Raw genomic sequence first — 206 nt, 5'->3', positions numbered from 1 at the left:
GAGGTATCTCGGGGGAATCGCAGACAAAGCTTCGAACAAGGCGGAAGACCTCACGGGCCAGGCGAAGGAAGCCACCGGCAAAGCCACTGGCGATCCGGACCTGCGCGACGAGGGCAAGGCCGACCAGGCGGCCTCGGCGGTGAAGGATGCCGGCGAGAAGGTCAAGGACGCCGCCAAGAACCTAAAGGACAAGCTGAGTTAAACGG

At 63.1% G+C, this 206-nt stretch carries 1 protein-coding gene; it reads left to right on the top strand.

The window, feature by feature from the left end; translation table 11 throughout:
- Window positions 1–16 precede the first annotated feature (16 nt).
- The gene (locus tag QM841_RS43125) at window positions 17–202 is read left to right on the top strand and encodes a CsbD family protein (RefSeq protein WP_283336822.1); all 186 of its coding nucleotides are present in this window, start codon (window positions 17–19) and stop codon (window positions 200–202) included.
- Window positions 203–206 lie beyond the last annotated feature (4 nt).

This window comes from Rhodococcus sp. IEGM 1307 (assembly GCF_030056915.1).
Classification (GTDB): domain Bacteria; phylum Actinomycetota; class Actinomycetes; order Mycobacteriales; family Mycobacteriaceae; genus Rhodococcus_F; species Rhodococcus_F opacus_D.
This window is presented reverse-complemented; position numbering and strand designations above follow the sequence as displayed.